Below are 21,623 nucleotides of genomic sequence, written 5' to 3'. Positions count from 1 at the left end.
ATGCCGATGCTGCTCGAATGCCTATCGCACACGCCGTTGCATGGCTTTTACGATCCTGCGCCCGAAGTCGTCGCGGAAGTCGAGCGCGTGCATGCGGCAGCGCGTGCGCGCGTCGTCGAGTTCGATCCCGAACTGGTCGTCGTGTTCGCGCCCGATCATTACAACGGTTTCTTCTATGACGTGATGCCGCCGTTTTGCATCGGCGCATCGGCGAGCGCGATCGGCGACTTCAAGAGCCTCGCCGGTCCGCTGGAGGTGCCCGCCGATACCGCGCTCGACCTTGCCGAAGCGGTGCTCGCGAGCGACGTCGACGTCGCCGTCTCGTACCGCATGCAGGTCGATCACGGTTGCGCGCAAGCGCTGGAGATTCTGACGGGCGGCCTCGATCGATATCCGGTCGTGCCGGTATTCATCAATGCGGTGGCCGCGCCGATGGCTTCATGCCGCCGAGCGCGTCTGCTCGGCGATGCGTTGGGTCGAGCGCTCGCACGCTCGAAGCAACGCGTGCTCGTGATCGGCTCGGGCGGCATCTCGCACGAGCCGCCGGTGCCGGAACTCGCGGGCGCGAGCGAGGAAGTCGCCGAGCGTCTGATTGCGGGCCGCAATCCGTCGGCCGAATCGCGTGCGGCGCGTGAGGCGCGCACGATCGCGGCGGCGCGCGCGTTCGCCGCGGGCGACAGCCGTCTGCATCCGCTCAATCCGGAATGGGATCGCGCGTTCCTGAAGCTGCTCGAAGACGGCGAACTCACCGCGCTCGACGGTTTGACCAACCGCGCGATCACGCGCGAGGCCGGCAAGTCCGCGCACGAAATCCGCACGTGGATCGCCGCGTTCGGCGCACTGAACGCGAGCGGCCCGTATCGCGCGTCGCTCGATTACTACCGTCCGATCCCCGAATGGATCGCGGGCTTTGGCGCGATGCACGCGCGACCCGTGACGGCCCACGTCTAACCGAATCAGGAACCCGCTATGACTACTCAAAGCAATATAGACGCGCTCGCGCTGCGCCTGCGCGAATCGGAACGTACGCGCGCGACCATCGCGCCGTTGCGCGACGACCCGCGTTTCGTCGACCTGTCGAACCCGGCCGACGCCGAGGAGCTCGCGTACGCGGTGCAGCAGGCCAACGTGGCCGCGCGCATCGCGGCGGGCGAGCGCGTCGTCGGCCGCAAGATCGGACTCACGTCGCCGGCGGTGCAGCGTCAACTCGGTGTCGACCAGCCTGACTTCGGCGCGCTGTTCGCATCGATGGCGTATGGCGACGGCCAGTCGATTCCTCTCGAGCAGTTGATCCAGCCGAAGGTCGAGGCGGAGATCGCGCTCGTGCTCGAACACGATCTGCTGCACGAGCGCCACACGTACGCCGATCTGATGCGCGCAATCGCGTATGCGGTCGCGGCGATCGAAGTGGTGGACAGCCGCATCGAAGGCTGGAACATCCGTTTCGTCGATACGATCGCGGACAACGCGTCGAGCGCGCGCTTCGTGCTCGGCAGCCGCCCGGTCCTGCTGCGCGATATCGATCTCGCGGCCTGCGCGATGACGCTATCGAAGGATGCGGAAGTCCTGTCGCGCGGCAATGGCGCCGCGTGTCTCGGCAATCCGCTGAATGCCGCCGCCTGGCTCGCGGATCGCATGGTCCAGCTCGGCACGCCGCTGCGTGCCGGCGACGTGCTGATGACGGGCGCTTTGGGCCCGATGGTCGCCGTCAAGGAGCCGGGCACCTACTGCGCGCAGATCGAAGGTCTCGGCAGCGTCCGCGCGACTTTTTCCGCATAACGCATGCACTCGCAAGCACTCGATTGGGAACTCATATGGCAAGCGAAAAACTCAAGGCCGCGATCATCGGCTCCGGCAATATCGGCACCGATTTGATGATCAAGATCCTGCGTCACGGCAAGCATCTCGAAGTCGCGGCGATGGTCGGCATCGATCCGAACTCCGACGGCCTCGCGCGCGCCGCGCGGCTTGGCGTCGCGACCACGCATGATGGTGTCGAAGGTCTGACTCGTCTGCCCGTATTCAACGACATCGACTTCGTGTTCGACGCGACCTCGGCCGGCGCTCACGTCAAGAACGATGCGCTGTTGCGAAAGCTGAAGCCTTCGATTCGCGTGATCGATCTGACGCCGGCGGCGATCGGCCCGTACTGTGTGCCGGTGGTAAATCTCGACACGCATCTCGACGCGCCGAACGTGAACATGGTCACGTGCGGCGGACAGGCGACCATTCCGATGGTCGCGGCCGTGTCGCGCGTCGCGAAGGTGCATTACGCGGAGATCGTCGCGTCGATCAGCAGCAAGTCAGCGGGCCCAGGCACGCGCGCGAACATCGATGAATTCACCGAGACCACGTCGAAGGCGATCGAAGTGGTCGGCGGCGCCGCGAAGGGCAAGGCGATCATCGTACTCAACCCGGCCGAGCCGCCGGTGATGATGCGCGACACGGTCTATACGCTGTCGGAGCTGGCCGACCTCGACAAGGTCGAGCAGTCGATCGAGCAGATGGCCGCCGCGGTGCAGGCGTACGTGCCGGGCTATCGCCTGAAGCAGAAGGTGCAGTTCGACGAAATCAGCGCGAGCGCGCCGCTGAACATTCCGGGCCTCGGCAAGTTCAGCGGTCTGAAGACCTCGGTCTTCATCGAGGTGGAAGGCGCCGCGCACTATCTGCCTGCGTATGCGGGCAATCTCGACATCATGACTTCGGCCGCGCTCGCGACCGCGGAGCGCATGGCGCAGGCGCTCGTGCAGGCATCAGAGGCTTAAGGAGACTTCCCGCATGGACAAGAAACTGTATATCTCCGACGTGACGCTGCGCGACGGCAGCCACGCCATTCGTCACCAGTACTCGATCCTGAACGTGCAGGACATCGCACGCGCATTGGACCGCGCAAAGGTGGACAGCATCGAGGTAGCCCACGGTGATGGCCTGCAAGGTTCGAGCTTCAACTACGGCTTCGGCGCGCATAGCGACCTCGAATGGATTGAAGCAGTCGCCGACGTCGTCGAGCACGCTCAGATCGCGACCCTGCTGCTGCCTGGCATCGGCACGATCCACGACCTGAAGGCCGCCTACAACGCGGGCGCTCGCGTGGTGCGCGTCGCCACGCATTGCACGGAAGCGGACATCTCGAAGCAACACATCGAATACGCGCGCGAACTCGGCATGGACACCGTCGGCTTCCTGATGATGAGCCACATGACTACGCCGGAGAACCTCGCCATCGAAGCGAAGAAGATGGAGAGCTACGGCGCGACCTGCATCTATGTGGTCGACTCGGGCGGCGCGCTGACGATGAACGACGTGCGCGACCGCTTCCGCGCGGTGAAGGCGGTGCTGAAACCCGAAACGCAGACGGGCATGCACGCGCACCACAACCTGTCGCTGGGCGTGGCCAACTCGATGGTCGCGGTCGAAGAGGGCTGCGACCGTATCGATGCATCGCTCGCGGGCATGGGCGCCGGCGCGGGCAACGCGCCGCTCGAGGTGTTCGTCGCGGCGGCCGAGCGCATGGGCTGGAATCACGGCACCGACCTCTACACGCTGATGGACGCCGCCGACGACATCGTGCGTCCGCTGCAGGACCGGCCGGTGCGCGTCGATCGCGAAACGCTCGCGCTCGGCTATGCGGGGGTGTATTCGAGCTTCCTGCGCCACTCGGAAGTGGCCGCGAAGAAATACGGCCTGAAGACCGTGGACATTCTGGTCGAGCTGGGCAAACGCCGCATGGTCGGCGGCCAGGAAGACATGATCGTCGACGTCGCACTGGATCTGAAGCGCGCGCACGCAACCGACGCAGTGGCTTCATGACCCGGACGCTGCGCGACGGCGCCGCATGCCGCGCGCGCAGCGTTCATTTCATCCAGCAAGGTCGCCGCAAGAGCGACGCTGACTCAACATTGGAGACATTTATGCGGCAGTCTACGCAAGCAACGCAAACAACACAGTCGACGAAACCTCTTGCCGGCGGCGCGCTAACGATCGGGCTCTGCCTGATCGTCGCGCTGCTCGAAGGCGTGGACCTGCAATCGACCGGCCTCGCGGCACCGCGCATGGCGCGCGAATTTCATCTCGCGGTCGCGCAGATGGGTTGGGCGTTCAGCATCGGCGCGTTCGGGCTGCTGCCAGGAGCCGCGATCGGCGGACGTCTCGCCGACCGGCTCGGGCGCAAGCGCGTGCTGATGTGGTCGGTTGGGCTATTCGGCATCTTCTCGCTCGCGACCGCGCAGGTGTGGGACCTGAACAGCCTGCTCGCCGCGCGCTTTCTGACCGGCCTCGGTCTTGGCGCAGCGATGCCGAATCTGATCGCGCTGTGCTCGGAAGCGGCGCCGCCCCATCAGCGCAACACCGCGGTCGGCGCCATGTATTGCGGCATGCCGTTCGGCGCGGCGCTCGCGGCGGTGGTCGGCATCATCAGCCCGGGCGACGCGGGCTGGCGGCATATCTTCTACGTCGGCGGCTTCGGGCCGTTGCTGGTGCTGCCGCTGCTTGCGCTGTTCCTTCGTGAGTCGGCGCAGTTCGTCGCGGCGCGTGCAACCAAAGGCGCGCGACGCGATGCGTCGGCTAGCGTGACGCACGCGCTGTGGCAGGAAGGGCGCGCGGGCACGACGATCGCGTTGTGGATCAGCTATCTCGGCACGCTGATCGTGCTGTATTTCCTGATCAACTGGCTGCCGTCGCTCGTCTTGACGCGCGGTCTGACGCGCGTGCAGTCCGGTGTCGTACAGATGATGTTCAACATCGGCGGCGGCATCGGCGCGATCGTGATCGCCGGCATGATGGACCGGATGGGGCGGCGCCGCACGGTCGCGGGCATGTATATCGGCATCGTCGTTGCGCTTGGCGCGTTGCTGAGCGCGAATGGCGGCACGTCGATGGCGTGGGGCGGTCTGCTCGCGGGGCTGTTCCTGGTCGGCGGCCAGTCGGTGTTGTATGCGCTGGCAAGCAGCCTGTACCCGACCGAAGTGCGTGGCACCGGCGTCGGCGCGGCCGTGGCGGTGGGCAGTCTCGGCTCGATCCTCGGACCGTTGATCGCGGGGCAACTGCTCGCGATCGGTCAGGGTGCGAGCGTGCTGCTCGGCGCGAGCATTCCGCTGATCGCGGTCGCCGCGATTGGCGCGTGGCTCGTCGTGAATCGCTCGACACTTCGTTATACCCCGGTGGCCGCGCAATAGCTTTACAGCCCGAAATACCGCGCGGGTCCGCCGTCAACGGCGACTCGCGGTCACTTAATCCGTGAAACAAAGGAATTCGACATGAGCAACACCAACACGCAAGCAGCGGCGATCACCGAGGAAGCGACCAGCCGATTCGTCCGCATCACCGAAGACGGCCGCGAGATGCAGCTCCACTACAACGACGTGGGGCAGGGTGCGAAAACGGTCGTGATGCTGCACGGCTCGGGACCGGGCGCGACCGGCTGGGCCAACTTCAATCGGAACGTCGAGCCGCTCGTCGCGGCGGGCTATCGCGTGATCCTGATGGACTGCCTCGGTTGGGGCAAGAGCGACCCGATCGTCTGCAAGGGCTCGCGCTCGGAACTGAACGCGCGCTGCCTGAAGGCGCTGCTCGATGCGCTCGATATCGAACGCGCGCATATCATCGGCAACTCGATGGGTGGGCATAGCGCGGTTGCGTTCGCGCTCGCCGAGCCGCAACGCGTCGGCAAGCTCGTGCTGATGGGCGGCGGCACCGGCGGCCCGAGCCAGTTCGTGCCGATGCCGACCGAAGGCATCAAGCTGCTGCAAGGGCTGTACCGCAACCCGACCATCGAGAACCTGCAGCGCATGATGAGCGTCTTCGTGTTCGACACGAAGGCGTTGACCGAAGACCTGATGCAAGCGCGCCTCGCGAACATGCTGGCGCGCCGCGATCACCTCGAGAACTTCGTCGCGAGCCTCGCCGCGAATCCGAAGCAGTTCAACGACTACGGGCCGCGCCTTGGCGAAGTAACCGCGCCGACGCTCGTGATCTGGGGTCGCGACGACCGTTTCGTGCCGATGGACATCGGCCTGCGGCTCGTTGCCGGGATGCCGAACGCCGATCTGCATGTGTTCGGCCGCTGCGGGCATTGGGCGCAGTGGGAGCATGCGGACAAGTTCAACCGGATGGTGGGGGAGTTCCTGGGACGCGGGCATTAAGCAGGGTTGTCGTTGTGGGCGACTGGTGCGTCGTTGCGGCGGCGGGCTGGTGGCCTCGTTTAGGTTTGGGTTCTTTTCTTCGCCGACTAATAGGCGATTTCAAGATCCGGATGTAGAGTCAATGTAGATACGGGCGACTTGCTGTTTTCGCTGTGAGTATCTACAATGGATATACATTTGGAGCTGGGATATGGAACTCAAGATTCAGAAGTGGGGCAACAGCGCTGCAGTACGGTTGCCGGCCGTGTTGTTGGAGCAAATTCATGCGTCGGTGGGCAGTTCGCTGAACGCGGACGTGCGCCCCGAGGGGGTGTTGCTTACGCCTGCGCGTCGCAAGTATTCACTGGATGAACTCGTCGCGCAGTGCGATCCGAAGGCGCCACCGCCAGCCGATCTCGACGTCTGGAGTGAAGTCAAGCCGGCGGGGCGCGAAGCATGGTAAGGCGCATCAAGTTTGAGCGCGGCGATATCGTGCGCGTGAGCCTGAATCCGACGCTTGGCATGGAGCAGCAAGGCGATTTCCGTCCCGCGCTGGTTTTGTCGCCTGCCGCATTCAATGCTCTTGGGGTCGCGCTCGTTGCGCCGATCACGCAGGGGGAGTTCGCTCGATACGCTGGGTTCGCGGTACCGCTCTCGGGTTCGGGAACAGAGATTCAGGGGGTGGCTCTGGTGAATATGGTGCGCACTCTGGACCTCGAGGCCCGCGGCGCACGCAAAGTCGAGCGCGCTCCGGCCGAGGTAGTCGAGGACGCGCTCGCCCGCCTTCAAACGATTCTGGAATGACGGGAAAGACGATACGAACTAAACCAGCCCGCGGCGAGCGACCCCATCACTCCGCCGCCGGCATCCGGGTCACACTCTTCGGCACCCGCCCATCACTACCCGCGGCGTCGTCCGCTGGAGGACAGCAGTCACGGCTCGGTGGCGGCATTTGCGGCTCGTCAATGCGACCAATTCGCATTCATCCAAAAATAATATTCCGCAAGTCATCTATAAGATATCTGTCTTAAGACCGGGGTGATCGGCCGCAAACCCTTGCCAGTCAGGGATCGACCCCTTTGGGTAGGGTCTCGCGACCTGTTTGTCTGGTCACATTTAGTGGAAAACGCGCATATACTCTCGGTCGTATCGCAAAACGAAGGTCGCGGGGTTGCGTCGTGCCGAACTGACGCCGTCGCCGTCGCGTCACGATTTGCGCTGGCTTCGACTGCCAACGCTCTGTCTATCACTTCCTAGCAAAGCATTAATCATGTCCACACCGCCGAAGATCATCTACACCCTGACCGACGAAGCGCCCGCACTGGCGACGTACTCGCTGCTGCCGATCGTCAAGGCGTTCACGCGCTCGTCCGACGTGCTCGTCGAAACGCGTGACATCTCGCTCGCCGGCCGGATCATTGCCGCATTTCCGGACTACCTGAGCGCGGAGCAGAAGGCTTCCGACGATCTGGCGGAGCTCGGTGGACTCACCATGCGCCCGGAAGCGAACATCATCAAGCTGCCGAACATCAGCGCGTCGGTGCCGCAGTTGAAGGCAGCGATCGCCGAGCTGCGCGACCAGGGCTATAAGCTGCCGTCGTACCCGGACGTCGCGGCGACCGACGCCGAGAAAGACGTCAAGGCCCGCTACGACAAGATCAAGGGCAGCGCGGTGAACCCGGTGCTGCGCGAAGGCAATTCGGACCGCCGCGCGCCGTTGTCGGTGAAGAACTACGCGCGCAAGCATCCGCACAAGATGGGCGCATGGAGCGCGGACTCGAAGTCGCACGTCTCGCACATGAGCGATGGCGATTTCTACGGCAGCGAGAAGTCGGCGCTGGTCGCGCAGGCCGGTAGCGTGAAGATCGAACTGGCCGCCGCCGACGGCACGATCACGGTCCTGAAGGCGAAGACGCCGGTGCAGGCAGGCGAAATCATCGACGCGTCGGTGCTGAGCAAGAACGCGCTGCGCAGCTTCATCGAAGCGCAGATCGCCGAGGCGAAGGCGAACGGCGTGCTGTTCTCGGTGCACCTGAAGGCCACGATGATGAAGGTCTCGGACCCGATCATCTTCGGTCACGTGGTGTCGGTGTTCTACAAGGACGTGCTCGCGAAGCATGCGCAAGCACTGGCCAAGGTCGGCTTCAACCCGAACAACGGTATCGGCGACCTGTACGCGCGTCTGAAGGATCTGCCGGTTGAAACGGCCGCGGCGATCGAAGCCGACATCGAGGCGCAGTACGAACAGCGTCCGCCGCTCGCGATGGTCAACTCGGACAAGGGCATCACGAGCCTGCACGTGCCGAGCGACGTGATCGTCGACGCATCGATGCCGGCGATGATCCGCGAGTCGGGCAAGATGTGGGGCGCCGATGGCGCGCTGCACGACGCGAAGGCGGTGATTCCGGACCGTTGCTACGCCGGTGTGTACCAGGCGGTGATCGAAGACTGCAAGAAGCACGGTGCGTTCGACCCGGTCACGATGGGCACGGTGCCGAACGTCGGGCTGATGGCACAAGCCGCCGAAGAATACGGTTCACACGACAAGACGTTCCAGATCCCGGCGAACGGCGTGGTCCGCGTCGCCGACGAAGCCGGCGCGGTGCTGCTCGAGCAGCCGGTGGCACAGGGCGACATCTTCCGTATGTGCCAGACCAAGGACGCGCCGGTCCGCGACTGGGTCAAACTCGCGGTGAACCGCGCCCGCGCTTCCAACACGCCGGCCGTATTCTGGCTCGACGCGGCGCGCGCGCACGATGCCCAGATCATCAGGAAGGTCGAGCAGTACCTGAAGGATCACGACACGAACGGTCTCGACATCCGCGTGATGACGCCGGTCGAAGCGACGAAGTTCTCGGTCGAGCGCATCCGCGCCGGCAAGGACACGATCTCGGTCACCGGCAACGTGCTGCGCGACTACCTGACCGACCTGTTCCCGATCATGGAACTGGGCACCAGCGCGAAGATGCTGTCGATCGTTCCGCTGATGGCCGGCGGCGGCATGTTCGAAACCGGCGCGGGCGGTTCGGCGCCGAAGCACGTGCAGCAGCTGGTCGAGGAAGGCTTCCTGCGCTGGGATTCGCTCGGTGAATTCCTCGCGCTGGCGGCATCGCTCGAGCATCTGGGCACCGCGTATCACAACCCGAAGGCGCAGATTCTTGCGAAGACGCTCGATCAGGCGACTGGCAAGTTCCTCGACAACGACAAGTCGCCGGCGCGCAAGGTCGGCGGCATCGACAATCGCGGCAGCCACTTCTACCTCGCGATGTACTGGGCCGAAGCGCTGGCCGCGCAAACCGACGATGCCGCGCTGCAGGCGCAGTTCGCGGGCGTCGCGCAGGCGATGGCCGACAACGAGCCGAAGATCGTCGCGGAACTCGGCGCGGCGCAGGGCAAGCCGGTGGATATCGGCGGCTACTACCGTCCGAACGTCGAGCTGACTAGCCAGGCGATGCGCCCGAGCGCGACGCTGAACGCAATCGTCGATTCGGTGGCTTGAGCTCGCGCGGGCGACTGATGCGGTAAGCACGCAGCACACCGCGGACAAAGCCGCAAGCAGGACCGCAAATACGACAATGGCGCCTTCGGGCGCCATTGTCGTTTCTACTGTCACTGCTACGTCGCCGTCGGTCATGCCCGTCCTTATACGTGAACGATTTCCCAGTCGGCGAGCTTCTCCGGAATTTCGAGCGTCGACGTGTCGAGCTCCGACAGATGCTCGCAGCTCAGACCGCGCGCGAGGTCGTCGGCGGCCTGTTGCGGGCTCGAGAATTCTCCGAGCGTTTCGTTGCCGTAGGTGGCTTCCCAGCCGTCCTGACCCGGCAGAATGTAGAACGCTCCCTGCGTCGAACCAAAGCGAAAGCCTTTCATTTTTAGTCTCCCAGTTGCCAATAAAAAAAGCCGCGATTCGTGACGGCTTCTGCGCAATCTGCGGGATTTGGGTGGCCGTGTCGTGAGGCCCCTCGAATCCGACTGCGTGAAGCGCGTGCTCTTGTGAAAGAGTCTACGTCAGCGAATCGGCGGGCAATTGGGCGTCGAGCCGGTCTTTATATTAAAAATATTCGTGTAAAAACAAAGGTTTGTGAGATCCGTTTTGCGATGTGCAACGCCGCCGGGCATCGTGAAATGGCCGCTTTGTGCCCCGCAACATGATTTTTTACGACGCGCGGCATCGTTTCGTATCGTGAAAATTAGGGGCTGCACGCGACGTGCAAAACGACGCTGTGCGGCCCTATGACGCGCCGAGCCGTTCGATCAGCATCGCGACGAAGGTCTCGGTCACCGGCGGCAAGGTTCGGCCGCGCTTTTTGATCAGCGCGGTGCGCCGCGTGAACACGGCTTCGTCGATCGGTCGCGCGACTAGCTCGGGCTCCGCGCGCTCATCATGTAGGTCGGTTCGCAGGCGATGCGCGGCTCACATTGCGCATCGTTATCTGCAGCCCGACGTGGTCGCCGATTTCTCGCAGGTGCGCGTCGAGCAGGAAGCCGTGGACCGTGTGCGCGTCACCGGCGGTGGCGGCACGGAGCGCACCGCGACGTTGAAAGTGTCGGTTGCGTATTTCGACGGCTATATCGGCGAGGGGCAGATTTCGTACGGCGGACCCGGCGCGCTTGCGCGGGCGCGGCTCGCGCTCGATATCGTGCGCGAGCGTCTCGCGCTGACCGGCGTGCAGACGCGCGAGTTGCGCTTCGATCTGATCGGCGTGAACGCACTGCATGGTGACGCGGTGGCGGCCGGTCATGGCGAGCCGTACGAAGTGCGCGCCCGGGTGGCGGGACGCACGGCGTCGCTCGCGCAGGCGCTGCGCATCGGCAACGAGGTCGAGACGCTGTACACGAACGGACCGGCGGGCGGCGGCGGCGTGACGAAGGCGGCGCGCGAGGTGGTCGCGGTGCAGTCGGTGCTGCTGCCGCGCGAGTATGCGACGCCGGCTTTCTCGCTGATGGAGGCTTGAGATGAAACTACGAGAACTGGCCCACTCGCGCACCGGCGACAAGGGCAATACGCTCAATATCTCGGTGATCTGCTACGACGCGCTGCATTACGAGCGGTTGCGCGATGTGCTGACGCCCGAGCGCGTCAAGACGCATCTGCGCGATGTGGTGCGCGGCGAGGTGGTGCGCCATGAGTTGCCGGGCCTTGCCGCATTCAACTTCGTGCTCGGCGACGCGCTCGGCGGCGGCGTTACGCGTTCGCTCGCGCTCGACGCGCATGGCAAATCGCTGAGCTCGGCGTTAATGGATCTCGACGTGGGGCAGTGAGGGCATTGCCGGCGGCGTGTCGTGTTGCGGGGCGGCCGCTCAGCCCCGCATGTGATCACACGCCAGCCTTCGTCAGGTCATGCGCGCGGCGCAGTCGCTCGCGGCTGTTGCTCAGATGCATGCGCATCGCGGCGCGCGCGTCGTCGGCATCCTGACGCTCGATCGCGCGATAGATCATCAGATGTTCGCCGAGCACGCTGCGCAACACCTCGATATGGTCTAGCTCCGCGATCTCGGCCGAACCGAGCCGGGTGCGCGGGCTGACCGAGCGGCCGAGCTGGCTCAGCACGTCGAAGAAATAGCGGTTGCCGCTCGCGCGCGCGATCTGCAAATGGAACTCGATGTCGTGTGCGAGCGTGTCGGTGCTGCCGCGCTCGAGCTCCGACTCGAATCGATCGAGCGCAGTGCGGATCTGCTTCAGGTTCTGCTCGGTGCGCCGCGATGCCGCGAGCGCGGCCGCGGCCGCTTCGACGTCGATCCGGAACTCGATGATCGCCATCACGTCGAGCATGCTGGTGAGATCGGCGGCGGGAAGCTGCATCGGCTTTTCGGCGGCGGGCGCGAGCACGAACGTGCCAATGCCATGGCGCGTCTCGACGATCCTCTCTGCCTGCAGACGCGAAATCGCCTCGCGGACCACGGAGCGGCTCACGGACAGCTGCTTCATCATCGCGACTTCCGTGGGGATGCGGTCGCCTGGCCTCAGCGCCCCGCGGCGAATCTCATCGGAAAGGGTGGCCACCACCTTTTCAGTTAGGCTGCTCATTTTTGTGGCTGGTTGACTGATCCTGCAAAGTATCGCACAGGACTGTACTCGATTCTGCCGGGTTCGGCGGCATCGGCGCGGTGGGGGCGGGGATGAGGCGGACATTTGCGCAAACGCATGGGCTGCTGACGACAGTCTGCCAATTGTAGACATCGGACGTCTTATTTCGAGGCGAATTCCGGGTGGGTCAACAGGGCCCTGACCTTTGAATCTGCCGCTATTTCAGGCCGGTCGGCTTGGAGCCTCAGGGTAAACACCCCGCTGGATTTGACAAAAGTAACGCGGTAGACTGTCGTCAGACAACATATCGGGCGTAGAGCAGGGGTCTTGTACCCACCGGGTGCGCCGCGCTGCGTTCCACCAGGCCTCGGGGCCGACAGGGAGACACAACTTGACATCAGTTCTGACCACCATGCTCGACCCGCTGGAATCGGCGGTCGCGAAGGTGAAGCGCAACGTGTTGCCGCTTTTCCTGATCATGTTCATCGCGAACTATATCGACCGCGTGAACATCGGCTTCGTCAACGCGCACATGAAGGCCGATCTCGGCATCGGCGCGGCCGCCTACGGGCTCGGCAGCGGGCTGTTCTTCATCGGCTACGCGCTGTTCGAAGTGCCGTCGAACGTGCTGATGCAGAAGTTCGGCGCGCGCGCCTGGCTCACGCGCATCATGGGCACGTGGGGGCTGGTGGCGGGCGCAATGGCGTTCGTCTGGAACGACACGTCGTTTTACGTGCTGCGGTTCCTGCTCGGCGTCGCCGAGGCGGGCTTCTTTCCCGGCGTCGTCTTTTACTTCACGCAGTGGCTGCCGCAAAAGGAACGCGGCAAGGCGATGGCGATCTTTCTGTCGGGCTCGGCGCTCGCGTCGGTGCTGTCCGGTCCCATCACCGGCTCGCTGCTGTCGATTCGCGGCCTCGGCCTGCAAGGCTGGCAGTGGATGTTCCTGATCGAAGGCGCGTTCTCGATCGCGCTGTGCGTCGTCAGCTGGTTGCTGTTGAAGTCGCACATCCGCGACGCGCATTGGCTCACGGCCGAAGAACAGCGTGTGCTCGAACAATCGATCGCGGCCGAACAGGGCGAGCGCGAAGCGCAAGGCGGCGCGCATCTGCCGACGGTGAAGCTGCTGAAGGACCCGCAAATCGCGCTGTTCTGCTTCCTGTACTTCGCGATCCAGCTGACCATCTACGCGGCCACTTTCTGGCTGCCGACCATCATCCGCAAGATGGGCGGCCTTTCCGACTTCGAGGTCGGCATGTTCAACGCGATTCCGTGGCTGATCTCGATGGTCGCGATGTACGGCTTCGCGGTCGTATCGGCGAAATGGCGACATCAGCAGGGCTGGCTCGCGGTCGCGCTCGTCATCGCGGCGGTCGGTCTGTTCGCGTCGACGTCGGGCAACCCGGTGTTCTCGTTCGTCGCGATCTGCTTCTCGGCGATCGGCTTCAAGGCGGCGTCGTCGCTGTTCTGGCCGATTCCGCAGGGCTACCTCGATGCGCGCGTCGCCGCCGGCGTGCTCGCGCTGATCAACTCGCTCGGCAACCTCGGCGGCTTCTTCGCGCCGGCCACCTTCGGCTATCTGCAGCAACACACGGGCTCGATCACGGGCGGGTTGTACGGTCTCGGCGTCGCGTCGCTGCTCGCGGCGGCGGCCGGCTTCCTGACGCGCAACAAGCCCGGCAATCGCGAGCCGTTGCCCGATTCGTTGCGCGGCAACGCGCATTGACTACACTGACGGCTCGCATGCGGCCGTCGATTTTTCTGTATTCGAGTTCTCATCCGGTCCGGTCGAACACGCACGCAGCGCGCGGCGGCTTCCACCGGCCGGCCTACTTCATCACACAGGTGCTTTTCCCATGTCCACCAAACCTACCGAATCGAACGCCACGCCGGTCGTCACCGAACTGCGCGTCGTGCCCGTCGCTGGTCGCGACAGCATGCTGATGAATCTGAGCGGCGCGCATGGTCCGTTCTTCACGCGCAACATCGTGATTCTGCGCGACAGCGCGGGCCATACCGGCGTCGGCGAAGTGCCGGGCGGCGAGAACATCCGCAAGACGATCGACGACGCGCGGCCGTTCGTGGTCGGTCAGTCGATCGGCAATCTGCAGGCGATCCTGAACAAGGTGCGTACGCAGTTCGCCGATCGCGACGCTGGGGGGCGTGGCCTGCAGACCTTCGACCTGCGCACGACGATTCACGCGGTGACCGCGCTCGAAGCCGCGCTGCTCGACCTGCTCGGGCAGCATCTCGGCGTGCCGGTCGCGGCACTGCTCGGCGAAGGCCAGCAGCGCGACGAAGTGGAAATGCTCGGCTACCTGTTCTATATCGGCGATCGCAACAAGACCGATCTGCCGTACGCGAACAACGCCGGCGCGCGTGACGACTGGGAGCGCGTGCGCACCGAGAAAGCGCTGACGCCGGAGACGGTCGTGCGTCTTGCCGAGGCCGCGAAGGCGCGCTATGGCTTCAACGACTTCAAGCTGAAGGGCGGCGTGCTGCCAGGGGACGCCGAGATCGAAGCGGTCACGGCTCTCGCCGAGCGCTTCCCCGAAGCGCGCGTGACGCTCGACCCGAACGGCGCATGGTCGCTCGCGGAAGCGGTGCGCCTGTGCCGTGACAAGCACGATGTTCTCGCCTACGCGGAAGATCCATGCGGCGCGGAGAACGGCTATTCGGGCCGCGAAGTGATGGCCGAGTTCCGTCGCGCAACCGGCCTGCCGACGGCGACCAACATGATCGCGACCGACTGGCGTCAGATGGGTCACGCCATCCAGCTGCAATCCGTCGATATTCCGCTCGCCGATCCGCATTTCTGGACCATGCAGGGCTCGGTGCGCGTCGCGCAGATGTGCAACGACTGGGGCCTCACGTGGGGTTCGCATTCGAACAACCACTTCGACATTTCGCTCGCGATGTTCACGCACGTCGCGGCTGCGGCGCCGGGCAAGATCACCGCGATCGATACGCACTGGATCTGGCAGGATGGTCAGTTCCTGACGCAAGATCCGCTGCAGATCGTCGGCGGTAAGGTCAAGGTGCCGCAGAAGCCGGGGCTCGGCATCGAACTCGATATGGATGCGCTCGAGAAGGCGCACGCGATGTATCAGCAGCACGGCCTCGGCGCGCGCGACGACGGCGTTGCCATGCAATATCTGATTCCGAACTGGAAGTTCGACAACAAGCGGCCGTGTCTCGTGCGTTAAGGACGATTTAACTCAATCAAAAAGCCTGGCGGGCTGCACGAAAGATGCGGTTCACCAGGCTTTTTTGTTTCCTTTTGCATTGCACGGTGCGAGCTAGCCGCACCGCGGATATCGGCGGCCATCATCGGGCCACTTGTCAGCTCTTGCGAAACACCACATGCGAAATCCGCTGCACCAGCAGCGCGGCCGCGAGCGATGCCACCGCCGTCAGCCACACACCGATATGAATCGACTGCACGAGCGCGTCGCGTGCGCTATCGATCAGCGCGAGCGTATCGAGTCCCGACTTCTTCATATCCGCAATCAGCTGTGTGCGCGACGCGTCGTCGATCAGGATGCGCAGATCGACGAAACGCGGCCGCCATTGCGATGAGGCCGGCTCTCCGAGCACGCTCATCGTGCGCGTGACGACGTTGCGATAGTGATGCTGCACGACAGTCGCGACGATGCTGGTGCCGAGCATGCCGCCGACCATGCGCGTCGATTGCAATAGCGCGGTCGTGATGCCGAAGCGCTCGCGTCCGGCGATCTCCTGGCCGAACACGTTCAGGTTGTTCAGGATGAAGCCGAGGCCGATGCCGACCGCGCCCATCGGCAGCACGATGCGCCAGTGCGGCGTGTCCGGATTGGCGAACGCGAGCGCGATCGACGCGAATATCAGCAGCCCGAAACCGATCGTCAGAATGCGCGTGGGCTTCTTCATGTGAATCACGATGCGCGTGTTTAGCACACTGCCGAGCGCGATGCACGCGGCGATCGGCGTCGCGAGCAGGCCGGCCTGCTGCGGCGAAAGACCGAAGCCGCCTTGCAGCAGCAAAGGCGCGAAGAAGATCAGCGAGAACATCACGAACCCGGACAGCATGCCGAGCGTGAATAGCGTGACGAGCTGCGCGTCCTTGAACAGATCGAGCGGAATGATCGGATGCGTGGCGCGCTTTTCGCACGTGAAGAGTGCGATCGCGCCGGCGATCACGCACGCGCCGAGCACGAGATTGCCCACGGTGAGGCCGTGCTTCGGCACCGCTTCGATAAACGCCTGCAAGCCGCCGAGCACGCCCGCGACGAGCCCCGCGCCGAGCCAGTCGATCTTTACTTCGCCGTCATGCGGCCGCCGGAAATTCGGCAGATGCATCCAGATGAAATAGAGCGCCGCCGCGCCAACCGGCAGATTGACGAGAAACGTCGAGCGCCAGCCGAGGTGCTCGCTCATCCAGCCGCCGAGCGACGGGCCGGCCGCCGTACCGATGCCGTAGGCCGCGGCCAGCACGACCTGCCAGCGCACGCGGGTGCGCGGGTCGGGGAACAGATCGGGAATCGACGCGAACGCGGTGCCGACCATCATGCCGCCGCCAACGCCTTGCAGTCCGCGCGCGATCGCGAGAAACAGCATGCTGTTGGCGAGGCCGCACAACACGGACGCGACCGTGAACGTGATCACCGCGGCGATCACGAAGCGCTTGCGGCCGAAGTAGTCGCCGAGCCGCCCGAACACCGGCACCGTGACGACCGAGGCGAGCAGGTACGCGCTTGCGATCCACGCAAAATATTCGAAGCCGTGCAGCTCGGCGACGATCGACGGCAGCGCGGTGCTGACGACGGTCTGGTCGAGCGCGACCAGCATGTTGACGAGGCCGATGCCGAGCATCGCGTAAAGCGCGTGGCGAAACGGCAGGGCGGGGGCGGCGGCGGCGGCGGAACTGGCGGGGGCGGTGGAATTCACGGATCGGGCAGAAGGCGGTTCGGGGTGGACGCTGCACGGCGGATCGCGGTCAGGCTGCCGGCGATTGTACGCAAGTTGTCTGACGTCTTGAGGATTATATGGGTTTTCCCTGGTCAAAAGCATTCGTCGCGTGAAAAACCACACGGCGCGGGAAAAAAGGTGGTGCCCCGGGCACGGCGTCGCACACGGGCCGCGGCGACTCCTGCATCGCCGTCCTCAAGTCGCGGACGCTGGCGCGCGCTTGCATCGTTGGGATGTGCGCGAGCGTACTGGACGGCCCGCACGGGTACGCCCGAACGTGGTAAGTTCGCTCGCGGTATATCCGATCGATGTGTTCGAGGAGGAACTCATCCTGCGTCACGCCATGGCTTGCCTGCTGAACACAGTCCGCGAAGCCTTGACGATCAGCGTCGGCGTGAGAGCGGCTTGGGGAGGTGGCGCGCTTCTGCTCTATGCGCACGGCGCAGCCGCCGTCACCGACATCGATACCGGCACCGGCGCCGCCTCAGGAATCAACACCGGCTTCGTCTCGCTGTATGGCGTGATCGATACGAGCGTCGAAATCACCGACCCCGGTTCGGGCTGGGTCGCGCGCATGGACTCCGGCGCGTATCGCGGTTCGCGGGTCGGGCTGCATGGCGCGGAGCCGCTCGGGGGCGGCAACGCGATCGTGTTCACGCTCGAAAACGGCTTCAGCTCGACCGACGGCAGCTTGCAGGTGCCCGGCTCGATCTTCAATCGTCAGGCATGGATCGGCGCGAGCGGCAGCTGGGGCGAACTGCGCGTCGGCCGTCAGTATTCGCCGATCTATATCCCGTTCAAGGGCGATCTCGACGCGTTCGGCGCCGGCACGATCGCCTCGGGGCTCAACAATCTGTCGAAGATCACGCCGTATGCGAACAACGCGGTTGCGTATCTGTCGCCGCGCATCGCCGGCCTCAGTGCGACGCTGATGATGGCGATGCGCGATCCGTCCGAGAGCGACGGCAACGGCATCGACGGTTATTACGTGAGCGCGTCGTATCGGCTCGACCACCTGCATCTGCTGTACGCGCGCCAGCAGACGCACGGTGCCGGCGCGCTGCGCGCGAACCTCGGCGGCGCGAACTACGCCTTCGGCAAGCTGCGCGTGTGGCTGTCCTTTTTCAACGGTGATGGCGGCACACCGGTCTATCACGGCGCGGGCGGCTCGCTGTCGGCGCAGTACAGTTTTTCGACCAATGCGCGTGCCTCGCTCGGCTATGCGCACGTGCGCGACTACACGACGCCTGGCGGCAGCGCGGACCAGTTCAGCGCGGCATTCGAATACAGCATGTCGCCGACGCTGTTGCTGTATTTCAGCGCCGCCTATCTCGCGAATCACGACGACTCGCGCTTCACGCTGCGCGGCGTCAACGTGACCGGGCTGCCCGTTGCCTATCCGGGCGCGCCGGTCGCCGGCGTCCAATTCGGTGTGATAGAGCGGTTCTAGCGCGCATCGCAATACGTCAAGCTTTCAGTCGAATCATTCACCCATTGGATAAAAGCGCTTGAATGCGTGCGCGAAATCACATGTCGCGCGGGCCTGATTTCTGCGTTGCGTTTTACGCCAGCTTTCAACACGAAACGGCTGAGGGCGTGGTTCGCGTCGACGAATCAATTAACGAATTTTTGCTTATGCTGATCCTCATATCGTTCGATTCACATAACGCGCAGATTCCGCGTGATCACGCTTGCGCGTTGGCACGATTCCGATTGAACAGAAAACGGGGTAGCGGCGCTATGCTAGCGGTTTCGTCTACTCGAGGAGCGACCGATGACCCAACACGCAGGTTCGATGATCACGTTCAACCGTCCCGACGGCAAGCAGCTACAGGGCTATCTCGCGAAGCCTGAAAAAATCGCGGGTGCGCCCGCGGTCGTCGTGATCCAGGAATGGTGGGGCTTGAACGACCAGATTCGCGGCGTCGCCGATCGCCTCGCGAAAGCCGGCTACTTCGCGCTGGTGCCCGATCTGTATCGCGGCAAGTCGACGGTCGAAGAGGATGAGGCGCACCACTTGATGAGCGGCCTCGATTTCGGCGATGCCGCAACGCAGGACGTGCGCGGCGCGGTCCAGTATCTGCAGCAGCACGCGGCGAAGGTTGGCTTGACCGGCTATTGCATGGGCGGCGCGCTGACGTTCCTCGCGCTGTGCAACGTGCCTGAAGTGGCGGCTGGCGTCGTCTGGTATGGCTTCCCGCCGCTCGACTATATCGACGCGTCGAAGATCACGGTTCCGGTGATGGGCCACTGGGGTCTGCAGGACGAGTTCTTCGCCGCCGACACCGTCGACGCGCTCGAAAAGAAACTCACCGACGCGAAAGTCGACGTCGAGTTTCATCGCTATCTGGCGCGTCACGCGTTCGCGAACGAAACGGCGGTCGGGTCGGGCCGCATCGCGAGGACGCAATACGACCCGGTCTGGGCGCAACAGGCGTGGGATCGTACGTTGACGTTCTTTGGCCGCACGCTGTGGAAATGAGTTGGTGAACGGCGGAAGCGGGTGGTTCGTCCGCAGAGGGCGCCCGTCAGGCAAGGCTTTCCGGGCGCTGTTGATTGCCTACCCACGGCGCTACCCACACGATCGTGCCGCAGATTGTCACGCGCCTGCCGCGTCTGCGCAATTGATGGGCCAGCCGGGACACTGAACGTAGCAGCCACACAGGCCTCTTTGCGATGTGCCGCAAGAGGTCTTCGTCGGTCACAAGGTTGTCCCTCGCGGGGTGAGCCTCGTACCATTGAGTTTTTCTTGAGCGCAACGCAACTAACTTCCGGAGTAGTTACGATGTTGAACAAAACCGATCTGCGGGACGTGACGTTCTCGGACCTGCAGGCGCTGAAAGACAACCAGGTCGAAGAGTCTCACACGCTTGACTACAAGCGTGATTTCCCAAACGATCCGCAGGCGCGCGTGAAGCTAGCCGAGGATGTCGTCGCGTTCGCGAACACGCGTGGAGGTGACCTGATACTTGGCGCTGACGAAGAGGGTGGCGTTATCTCGCAGTTCTTCCCCTTTGCGCTTGCCGATACTGACGCGGCACTGCGTTCGCTGCAATCGGCACTGGTAGATCTAATTGAGCCAAAGGTGCCGGGCGTTCACCTGCAAGCCGTTCAAGCACCCGAGGGAGGGTACGCCGTCGTCATACGCGTACCTGCTAGCTTTCAGACCCCGCACCGCGTGCGCAAAACGGGCGGTTTTTATACTCGGACATCGACTGGCATTGATCCCATGGATATCACCACTTTGCGCAGCGCATTCCTTCGGAGCGCGACCGCCGCAGAGCAAGCTGCAAGTTTCAGGGCTGACCGCGTGCAGCATTTGCGAATCCGACCGTTGCCGGCGCCGTTGCTGCCCGGGACGATTGCGGTGCTCCATGTTGTGCCGTTGAGCGCGATGCTAAGCCCCGCCTCATTCGGGATGGATGAACTTCGCGCCATCGCACAGAACACGCGGCCACCAATCTCGGACGGCTGGGGGCCGCGCGTAAATCTCGACGGGGTTATGAGCTATTGCGGAGGCAAAGAAACCCTCTCATATACACAATTCTTCAGAAACGGAATAATCGAAAGCGTGATGCCAGTGGAGGCGCCTGGCGATCCGGTAGCATGGGTAAACGAGTTCGAACATGTCCTAGTCGACGGCCACCATGCTGCGCTGGTCGTCGCGTGGGAGAGTTTGGGACTCGATGGCGGAGCGTTTTTGATGCTGTCGTTTGCTGAGATCGGTGGGAAATTGCTTGAGAATCCCGGTGGACGAACTGCCTTTACCTCCGGCACCGCCGCGAAGGTGCCGGAATACTATGGAAACTTACTGCTTCCGGAGTTGTATTGCGAGTCCTTCCGGTCGTCGAAGGCGGACATCTATGGGCCGTTGTTCGATATGGTGTGGAATGCAGCTGGGCGCACGCAAGGTCCACGTCGTAGATAAGCACCCGTGAGACGGCTTTACCAGACCAGCCTCGCTTCCCTCACACGCTGTGCCGTCAGCGCCTCGCCGCAGAATCTCGTGTGCACCTCAAGGATCGCAGCGCCGTAACTGTGGGAAGGCTCGCTGCCTTTCTCCCACGATTGGACGGTCGAGCGGCTCGTCAGCATGATGTTCGTCAGGCGATAACCCGACACGCCCGCCGCTCTCAGGTCGGCGAGCACGTCGAGCCAATGGACGCGCACGACGAGGACGAAGACGTCTGCCATTACCTTCCCTCAGATGTAAAAGTCGAGACTCGATATGACAGTCACAGTCAGATCAGGTCCCAAGCGTTTTCGATGCAAGGGACAGCAACCGGACCCTATCCGGCCGTTGGATCCCGCACTAGCTTAACGGCATCTTTCGAGGGTTGAACGGCCATTCCTGCCGCCGCGGCGACCGACACACATCCCCGCTTGAAGCGGTACCAGCAAGCACCGGGTGCATGCCCAAATACCGGTTGGTCTTTCGAAACGCGCTGCTACCATTAGGCTGTGTTGTGCGGTATGGCGGCTTTCGCGCCTTGCCTGGTCGCAACAATCTGCGTTCCGCGACAACGACTTTC

19 protein-coding genes and 2 pseudogenes are annotated in these 21,623 nt (G+C 63.8%); 16 read left to right on the top strand and 5 right to left on the bottom strand.

All coding sequences use genetic code 11. The features are described from left to right. The 9 genes from OKW29_RS15835 (at position 1) to OKW29_RS15795 (ending at position 9,618) form a co-directional block, all read left to right on the top strand. Positions 1-951 (top strand): 3-carboxyethylcatechol 2,3-dioxygenase, encoded by a 951-nt coding sequence (locus tag OKW29_RS15835; protein ID WP_429291700.1) that lies wholly within the window; start codon positions 1-3, stop codon positions 949-951. An 18-nt stretch (positions 952-969) separates the two neighbouring features. Then, complete coding sequence (locus OKW29_RS15830; protein ID WP_429291699.1) at positions 970-1,779, top strand: 2-keto-4-pentenoate hydratase; 810 nt, start codon at positions 970-972, stop codon at positions 1,777-1,779. A 35-nt stretch (positions 1,780-1,814) separates the two neighbouring features. Then, a complete protein-coding gene (locus tag OKW29_RS15825) occupies positions 1,815-2,765 on the top strand; it encodes an acetaldehyde dehydrogenase (acetylating) (protein WP_184046345.1) in 951 nt (316 codons plus the stop codon). A gap of 13 nt (positions 2,766-2,778) precedes the next feature. Beyond that, positions 2,779-3,810 (top strand): 4-hydroxy-2-oxovalerate aldolase, encoded by a 1,032-nt coding sequence (dmpG, locus tag OKW29_RS15820; RefSeq protein ID WP_429291698.1) that lies wholly within the window; start codon positions 2,779-2,781, stop codon positions 3,808-3,810. Between the two features lie 101 nt (positions 3,811-3,911). Then, positions 3,912-5,174: a 3-(3-hydroxy-phenyl)propionate transporter MhpT gene (mhpT, locus tag OKW29_RS15815; RefSeq protein ID WP_429291697.1), complete on the top strand. Its 1,263-nt coding sequence runs from the start codon at positions 3,912-3,914 to the stop codon at positions 5,172-5,174. Positions 5,175-5,255: 81 nt separating this feature from the next. Then, positions 5,256-6,140, top strand: a complete 885-nt coding sequence (locus tag OKW29_RS15810; protein ID WP_187610569.1) for an alpha/beta fold hydrolase — start codon at positions 5,256-5,258, stop codon at positions 6,138-6,140. Between the two features lie 190 nt (positions 6,141-6,330). Then, positions 6,331-6,582, top strand: a complete 252-nt coding sequence (locus tag OKW29_RS15805; protein ID WP_184073637.1) for an AbrB/MazE/SpoVT family DNA-binding domain-containing protein — start codon at positions 6,331-6,333, stop codon at positions 6,580-6,582. Next, positions 6,576-6,923, top strand: coding sequence for a type II toxin-antitoxin system ChpB family toxin (locus OKW29_RS15800; RefSeq protein WP_429291696.1), 348 nt, complete (start codon positions 6,576-6,578; stop codon positions 6,921-6,923). Before OKW29_RS15805 ends, OKW29_RS15800 begins: the two co-directional genes overlap by 7 nt. 466 nt (positions 6,924-7,389) lie before the next feature. Further along, positions 7,390-9,618 (top strand): NADP-dependent isocitrate dehydrogenase, encoded by a 2,229-nt coding sequence (locus tag OKW29_RS15795; protein ID WP_429291695.1) that lies wholly within the window; start codon positions 7,390-7,392, stop codon positions 9,616-9,618. Positions 9,619-9,761: 143 nt separating this feature from the next. On the opposite strand, the gene OKW29_RS15790 is transcribed toward OKW29_RS15795, so the two are convergent. Both OKW29_RS15790 and OKW29_RS15785 read right to left on the bottom strand, forming a co-directional pair. Further along, a complete protein-coding gene (locus OKW29_RS15790) occupies positions 9,762-9,989 on the bottom strand; it encodes a hypothetical protein (protein ID WP_013092475.1) in 228 nt (75 codons plus the stop codon). Positions 9,990-10,350: 361 nt separating this feature from the next. Further along, positions 10,351-10,547, bottom strand: a pseudogene (locus OKW29_RS15785) (LysR family transcriptional regulator); the annotation flags it as partial. On the opposite strand from OKW29_RS15785, the pseudogene OKW29_RS15780 reads away from it, so the two are divergent. Both OKW29_RS15780 and OKW29_RS15775 read left to right on the top strand, forming a co-directional pair. Beyond that, a pseudogene (locus OKW29_RS15780) lies at positions 10,535-11,074 on the top strand (acyclic terpene utilization AtuA family protein); the annotation flags it as partial. The pseudogenes OKW29_RS15785 and OKW29_RS15780 overlap by 13 nt on opposite strands. A 1-nt stretch (position 11,075) precedes the next feature. Then, the gene (locus OKW29_RS15775) at positions 11,076-11,381 is read left to right on the top strand and encodes an AtuA-related protein (protein WP_184061648.1); all 306 of its coding nucleotides are present in this window, start codon (positions 11,076-11,078) and stop codon (positions 11,379-11,381) included. A 55-nt stretch (positions 11,382-11,436) separates the two neighbouring features. On the opposite strand, the gene OKW29_RS15770 is transcribed toward OKW29_RS15775, so the two are convergent. Further along, a complete protein-coding gene (locus tag OKW29_RS15770) occupies positions 11,437-12,147 on the bottom strand; it encodes a FadR/GntR family transcriptional regulator (RefSeq protein WP_184024710.1) in 711 nt (236 codons plus the stop codon). A gap of 391 nt (positions 12,148-12,538) precedes the next feature. Between OKW29_RS15770 and OKW29_RS15765 the strand changes: the two genes are divergently transcribed. Beyond that, positions 12,539-13,870 carry an MFS transporter gene (locus OKW29_RS15765; RefSeq protein ID WP_429291694.1) on the top strand — a complete coding sequence of 444 codons (1,332 nt, stop codon included), beginning with the start codon at positions 12,539-12,541 and terminating at the stop codon, positions 13,868-13,870. 130 nt (positions 13,871-14,000) lie between these two features. Next, positions 14,001-15,350, top strand: a complete 1,350-nt coding sequence (gene gudD / locus OKW29_RS15760; protein ID WP_429291693.1) for a glucarate dehydratase — start codon at positions 14,001-14,003, stop codon at positions 15,348-15,350. 136 nt (positions 15,351-15,486) lie between these two features. Here gudD and OKW29_RS15755 read toward each other — a convergent pair whose 3' ends face one another. Further along, a complete protein-coding gene (locus OKW29_RS15755; RefSeq protein ID WP_429292515.1) occupies positions 15,487-16,995 on the bottom strand; it encodes an MFS transporter in 1,509 nt (502 codons plus the stop codon). Between the two features lie 373 nt (positions 16,996-17,368). Here OKW29_RS15755 and OKW29_RS15750 point away from each other — a divergent pair, with 373 nt between their 5' ends. From OKW29_RS15750 to OKW29_RS15740, 3 genes are all read left to right on the top strand, one after another. Next, positions 17,369-18,541, top strand: a complete 1,173-nt coding sequence (locus tag OKW29_RS15750; protein ID WP_429292514.1) for a porin — start codon at positions 17,369-17,371, stop codon at positions 18,539-18,541. Positions 18,542-18,865: 324 nt separating this feature from the next. After that, entirely contained in the window at positions 18,866-19,573 is a 708-nt protein-coding gene (locus OKW29_RS15745) for a dienelactone hydrolase family protein (RefSeq protein WP_429291692.1), read from the top strand. 303 nt (positions 19,574-19,876) lie between these two features. Then, positions 19,877-21,019 carry an AlbA family DNA-binding domain-containing protein gene (locus OKW29_RS15740; protein WP_429291691.1) on the top strand — a complete coding sequence of 381 codons (1,143 nt, stop codon included), beginning with the start codon at positions 19,877-19,879 and terminating at the stop codon, positions 21,017-21,019. Positions 21,020-21,036: 17 nt separating this feature from the next. Here OKW29_RS15740 and OKW29_RS15735 read toward each other — a convergent pair whose 3' ends face one another. Continuing rightward, the gene (locus tag OKW29_RS15735; RefSeq protein ID WP_429291690.1) at positions 21,037-21,285 is read right to left on the bottom strand and encodes a hypothetical protein; all 249 of its coding nucleotides are present in this window, start codon (positions 21,283-21,285) and stop codon (positions 21,037-21,039) included. Positions 21,286-21,623 lie beyond the last annotated feature (338 nt).

The sequence above is a fragment of the Paraburkholderia sp. CI3 genome (genome assembly GCF_050436505.1).
GTDB classification, from domain to species: domain Bacteria; phylum Pseudomonadota; class Gammaproteobacteria; order Burkholderiales; family Burkholderiaceae; genus Paraburkholderia; species Paraburkholderia tuberum.
Note: the sequence above shows the minus strand (reverse complement) of the source record. Positions and strands in the feature narration are given on the sequence as shown.

Bases quoted from the DNA above. Each gene is read 5' to 3' on its own strand.
- OKW29_RS15835 (WP_429291700.1), top strand. From the start codon at position 1: ATGCCGATGCTGCTCGAATGCCTATCGCACACGCCGTTGCATGGCTTT.
- OKW29_RS15830 (WP_429291699.1), top strand. From the start codon at position 970: ATGACTACTCAAAGCAATATAGACGCGCTCGCGCTGCGCCTGCGCGAA.
- OKW29_RS15825 (WP_184046345.1), top strand. From the start codon at position 1,815: ATGGCAAGCGAAAAACTCAAGGCCGCGATCATCGGCTCCGGCAATATC.
- dmpG (WP_429291698.1), top strand. From the start codon at position 2,779: ATGGACAAGAAACTGTATATCTCCGACGTGACGCTGCGCGACGGCAGC.
- mhpT (WP_429291697.1), top strand. From the start codon at position 3,912: ATGCGGCAGTCTACGCAAGCAACGCAAACAACACAGTCGACGAAACCT.
- OKW29_RS15810 (WP_187610569.1), top strand. From the start codon at position 5,256: ATGAGCAACACCAACACGCAAGCAGCGGCGATCACCGAGGAAGCGACC.
- OKW29_RS15805 (WP_184073637.1), top strand. From the start codon at position 6,331: ATGGAACTCAAGATTCAGAAGTGGGGCAACAGCGCTGCAGTACGGTTG.
- OKW29_RS15800 (WP_429291696.1), top strand. From the start codon at position 6,576: ATGGTAAGGCGCATCAAGTTTGAGCGCGGCGATATCGTGCGCGTGAGC.
- OKW29_RS15795 (WP_429291695.1), top strand. From the start codon at position 7,390: ATGTCCACACCGCCGAAGATCATCTACACCCTGACCGACGAAGCGCCC.
- OKW29_RS15790 (WP_013092475.1), bottom strand. From the start codon at position 9,989: ATGAAAGGCTTTCGCTTTGGTTCGACGCAGGGAGCGTTCTACATTCTG.
- OKW29_RS15775 (WP_184061648.1), top strand. From the start codon at position 11,076: ATGAAACTACGAGAACTGGCCCACTCGCGCACCGGCGACAAGGGCAAT.
- OKW29_RS15770 (WP_184024710.1), bottom strand. From the start codon at position 12,147: ATGAGCAGCCTAACTGAAAAGGTGGTGGCCACCCTTTCCGATGAGATT.
- gudD (WP_429291693.1), top strand. From the start codon at position 14,001: ATGTCCACCAAACCTACCGAATCGAACGCCACGCCGGTCGTCACCGAA.
- OKW29_RS15755 (WP_429292515.1), bottom strand. From the start codon at position 16,995: ATGCTCGGCATCGGCCTCGTCAACATGCTGGTCGCGCTCGACCAGACC.
- OKW29_RS15745 (WP_429291692.1), top strand. From the start codon at position 18,866: ATGACCCAACACGCAGGTTCGATGATCACGTTCAACCGTCCCGACGGC.
- OKW29_RS15740 (WP_429291691.1), top strand. From the start codon at position 19,877: ATGTTGAACAAAACCGATCTGCGGGACGTGACGTTCTCGGACCTGCAG.
- OKW29_RS15735 (WP_429291690.1), bottom strand. From the start codon at position 21,285: ATGGCAGACGTCTTCGTCCTCGTCGTGCGCGTCCATTGGCTCGACGTG.